The organism is Desulfoplanes sp. (assembly GCF_054921335.1).
Map to the genome: position 1 here is coordinate 1 of NZ_JBUDSQ010000128.1, position 4508 is coordinate 4508.

The following is a 4508-nucleotide window of genomic DNA, read 5'->3' on the forward strand; positions in this document are numbered from 1 at the left end:
AGAACATCGCCGGCCGCGTTCATACCGGTGAAAATGAATTCCTTGGCTTCCGGGTTGATGGTGACTGTGCGAGCAACTTCCTGGTCGTTTGCGGAAGTGGGGTGCAGAACCCGAACCTTCCCTGACGTATCGTCATCCCCGTCTACGCAGCCACAAATCACCATCAGTGATAGCAATATTCCAAAACAGCACCAAAATTTCAACGCATGTCTGTTCATAGCAGCTCCAGGCCGTTGTTAACGTTTGTCGTCGTATAAAACTTGTTATTTCAATATGTAGTATCCAGAGTGATTGTGCGCGGGGGGAGAGTCCATCGTGATTGAGAGATGGAAGCAGGTCTGGCATAGACTCCTGCATTGTCGGCAATTTTTTGGGCGCTGGCTACGTTTTCAGTTATATTGAGATTGTTTGTATAGTTGAGAGAGGTCGGAAAATTGATTCCGTTATAGGTAAAAGGACATATGCTGAAAAATGTATTGTAGAACCAGAAGTTATCTTCGTAGGTAATGTTTCCGTAGGTGCGGCATCCACCCGTGTCCAGGCCGTAGTCGATGGTGTTCATTGCGGAAACTATGGCATATTGGATGTAAAAAGGATCGTTTTGTTCAATATCATCGCCAAAGAATGCCTTGCCCTGAGGATTATTGTACATGACGTTATTTCTGGCGATGACGTACCTGCTCATGCCGTCGTTGTAGATGGTATTGCCGCCCCCGGATGGCTTTTTATCGGCAAAGACATTGCCTTCTATGAGTAGCGCGTCATCCTCGCTGGTCCCCTGATAACCGGTGGTATACACCGCCCCGGCATCCCAGAGTTTTTCCAGTGTCGCGTAGGTGCGGTTGTTGGTTATTCTGTTGCGGCTATTGGGAGTGAAGTCCTGGTGTTCTCCCCACATCCCGGGAGTGGCTCCGGCAAGGCCCAGGTTGATCCCGGGATCAAGAAGCCCCCAACCCCATCCCAGAGCCATCGCCGACCAGGGAACGTGCATGATCGTGTTGTGGTCTATGCTGGTATTGCGGGTAAAACCGGCGTATATCGCGGCCGAGTCATAATATTCCTGCCCCGTGTATCTGATCAGATTATTGGCGATGGTGTTGTTGGCTGTCAGCTGGCCCGGTCCGGGATTGTAATCTTCCTGTTGCACGCCCCCCAGCCAGATGGCCGAGGACGAGATGTCTTCAAACAGGTTGTCTTCAATGAGGCAGTTGCTGGAACCGGAGCCAACGTGCAGGGCAACCGCCCCCAGATGCTCGAAGATATTTCCCCTGAAGGTGATATTGTCGACATACTCCAGATGGATATTGCCCGGGGTTTCCTCGACCTTTTGGGCGTGGCCGATGATATTGTACCCATTGTCCGTACCTGTGACCATGCAGCCGCTCTGATCGGCAATGTACCCGGTCGCATTGCTGGGTCCCATCCAGGTGGCGTAGGCAAAGGTCAGATTTTCAAAGCTCAGGTTGCGTACCGGCTCATCTGCCGTTCCCTGGACCGTGAGCAGTTGTTCACGGATGGGCAGCTCGGCTGTTGCCTGGGTGATGTCTGTATCGTTTGTCGGGATATGATATAAGCGCCCTGAACTCTCATTCAGATACCATTCGCCTGGTTCATCCAGAAACTGATAGGCATTTTCAAAGAAGGCCACTCTGAAAAAACTCCATATACTTGTTTTGGATGCGTTTGAATCCAGATAGATGTTTGCGTTTTGCCAGGCCGGTTCCTGCAGTTCAATAAGGCCGCATTGCGAAAGGTCGTAGTGCAGGTAGTCATGCTCGGAAATGTCTATGGCGATTTCGTGGATATAGAAGGCAAGGTTTTCCAGGGGAGATGTGCAGGTGTTGTTGTAATCCGGAAAATGTGTAATTTTTTTGAGGGGTACCCGCTGCATCTTCCATTGGGGAAGAGAAACCGCCTCGATGTGCTCTACGTTTTTCCACGTATTCGGATCAGGCCAATCTTGATCCGGTGTTCCATCCATATTTTGCAAGGGAATAAAGAGTATCCCTCCGGAATCGCTGTTTTCCGGATTGTCTTTGTCGTATCCGAAATGGGGCATGAATCCCCCCGGATACTCTTCGGTCCTGGCCCGGGTCATCCTCATTCCGTCAACATAGAGCTGTCTTGATGTCAGTCTGGAACCATCCATATCATCCGTATCATCCGTATAAAAAATATTTTTGGATACATCGTGGGGTTGCCAGCCTGTCAGCTTTTTTGACCCAAGGATGGAAACAGTTGCATTATCCGCTGCCCGGTAGGTGATTGTGAAATCGTTTCGTCCCGAGTCCTGAGCGGTAAATCTCAGCGGATTGTTCAGCCTGTATTCTCCCCCCATGATGCTGACTTCAATGTCACCATCAAAATCAGCCTTGATTTTCCGTACCTCTTGCTGGGCTCTGGCTATTGTTTCGAAAGGAGTCTCCCGGCCCCCATCCTGAGAATCACTCCCAGTAGTGGAAACCCAGAGGTTTTTAACCGGCACATCACTGTTGGAGTTCGAGTCGTTAAGCTCGCAGGCAGCGAGGCCTGTGAGCAGACAATAGATGACGATACAAGTGATAACCTTTTTTGTTCGCACTCGATATCTCCCCTGTGATATGGTTGGCGGTCGACACATCTGGTAATAGATATGATGATTTTGTCTGACATGTATGAACAAAAATTGCCAGCATTGTTTTCTCTGCCTTGAAATGCACAAACGCCGACTGCCCGCAGGGATGAAAATCCCTGCGGGCAGTCGGCGTTTGTCGGAGCACGGTTCGCCGTGCTCCTTGAGGGAAGCGCAATCTTCGCTCTGACTCGGAAAGCTATCCCCCCTGTGCTGCTTGATTTTTTTCTTACCCACACGAAACAGCGAGGAGCCAAGATAATTCTACATCCGTTTGAATTTAAGAATTAAAACTCAAAACTTAAAACTGCGGCTTGGCCGCATTAGAGTATGGTGCAGTCTTTATGGTCTCAATGAAGCTCTTGTAAAAATTCTTTGCATCAATGTCGAAACAAACATCTACTTCATTGCCGTAAGGATTCTCCATTGTCGTACCATACGTTTTGTCGTTATCAATCTCTACGGCAATATTTTTTTTCTGGAGATTGGTGCAAATGCTGGGGTTCGCAACAATTGATGCGGCAACAGGATCCCAAAAATATGTAGACACCTTCTGGTCAAGTAGCGGCTGAATAACCTTCACAATAAATTTTGCCACTGGTTTATCAACGTTTTTGAGTGGATCAAGTACCGTATCGGTGACCTTTGCCTGATCTGAAGCATTGAGAGGCGATATAAGAACAGGAATGCCGGACTGTAGTATCACCGAAAATGCAGCCGCGTCGAGAATAACGTTGTATTCAGCCGATTTCATTTTTTCCATCATTTTCGTCTGAGATCTGTAGGACCCTGTTTTTTCGATCACTGTTTGCGGAGTTAGGTCAACAAAGTTGCCGGGGTGGGGGGCAAATGCTCCAGCACTCATGACGATGCGCTCAATATTATCCGCAATGCTGGGGTCCTTCTGCAGTGCCAGCGCGATATTGGTCATGGGTCCAAGTGCCAGAATCGTGACCTTTTCTGGCAAGTTACGCACCAGGTCGATGAGAAGTTGTGCGGAGGGGAGTGGGTTAGGCGGCACCGTGATATCGGGCAACCCGGCGGAAGCGTAAAAATCCAAAGCGCTTTGCTGCCAAGCAGCCGGAAAGCCGCCAAACGGGACTATCGCCCTATCCGCACCGTAAGAAACCGGAATGGTGGGCATGCCCCCCAGCCGAACCAGTTTCAGAGCCACCGGAACTCCCTGGATTTGATTCATGAACCCCGTCCCGGTAACCGTCACGCCGATAACCTCGACATTTGGAACGTTCATAAGATATAAAATGGCCATTGCATCGTCAGAATCCACATCCGTATCAATGATTACCCGTGTCGATTTTTGCTTTGATTCGACAACAGAATCGTTGACGGCGGAACAGGTGGTACAAACAAGCAGACAACCAGCGCAAACAAGTACGAAAATTTTTGTAAAAAACCATTGGAAAGTTTTTTTTGTCATATCTACACCCTTTTTATACACTGGATTAGTGGATTTGCTTCAGCCAAAAAAAGCATGTAATAATTTCAGCCGATTTATGCAACCATGAGTTGCACTCGCTGATCATTACTGAGCTGTATATTCAAGCCCTTGTTTTTTTTCCTTTGTAGTTATCTCATCCAATGCCATTTATGTGATTTTACGCTTAGCTATTACTTTCATGTATCTCATCCATGATTACCAAAATATTTCGTTTGAATTTCTTTCTAGCGTTTATCGGGGTCGAACCTCGTTATCTTTCTGGAATATTATTATAAAAATCCTAAAAAAAGCCTTTTTCACCGCTTAGAACGGCCATTTTACCCTCTAAACAAGCGCTGTAAGGAGGGGGTTGCTCCTTAAGCATGCATGAACGTGTCAGCCCTGGAAGGTCCTGTAGGTCATGGCTCGGCGATGGTGTGGCATGTTGTTTATGGATAC

Annotated in this window: 3 protein-coding genes; all 3 read right to left on the reverse strand. The window is 48.1% G+C overall.

Features of this window, described 5'->3' with window-relative positions; all coding sequences use genetic code 11:
* On the reverse strand, nucleotides 1-218 hold a 218-nt coding region (locus tag ACY692_RS14190), incomplete at its 3' end, for a hypothetical protein (RefSeq protein ID WP_462326035.1).
* A gap of 50 nt (nucleotides 219-268) precedes the next feature.
* Nucleotides 269-2581 (reverse strand): right-handed parallel beta-helix repeat-containing protein, encoded by a 2313-nt coding sequence (locus tag ACY692_RS14195; RefSeq protein WP_462326036.1) that lies wholly within the window; start codon nucleotides 2579-2581, stop codon nucleotides 269-271.
* 331 nt (nucleotides 2582-2912) lie between these two features.
* Nucleotides 2913-4049 carry a nucleoside hydrolase gene (locus ACY692_RS14200; RefSeq protein ID WP_462326037.1) on the reverse strand — a complete coding sequence of 379 codons (1137 nt, stop codon included), beginning with the start codon at nucleotides 4047-4049 and terminating at the stop codon, nucleotides 2913-2915.
* Nucleotides 4050-4508 lie beyond the last annotated feature (459 nt).

What these genes read in the sequence shown, in the direction of transcription:
- ACY692_RS14200 (WP_462326037.1), bottom strand. Translation starts at nt 4,049, where the DNA reads ATGACAAAAAAAACTTTCCAATGGTTTTTTACAAAAATTTTCGTACTT.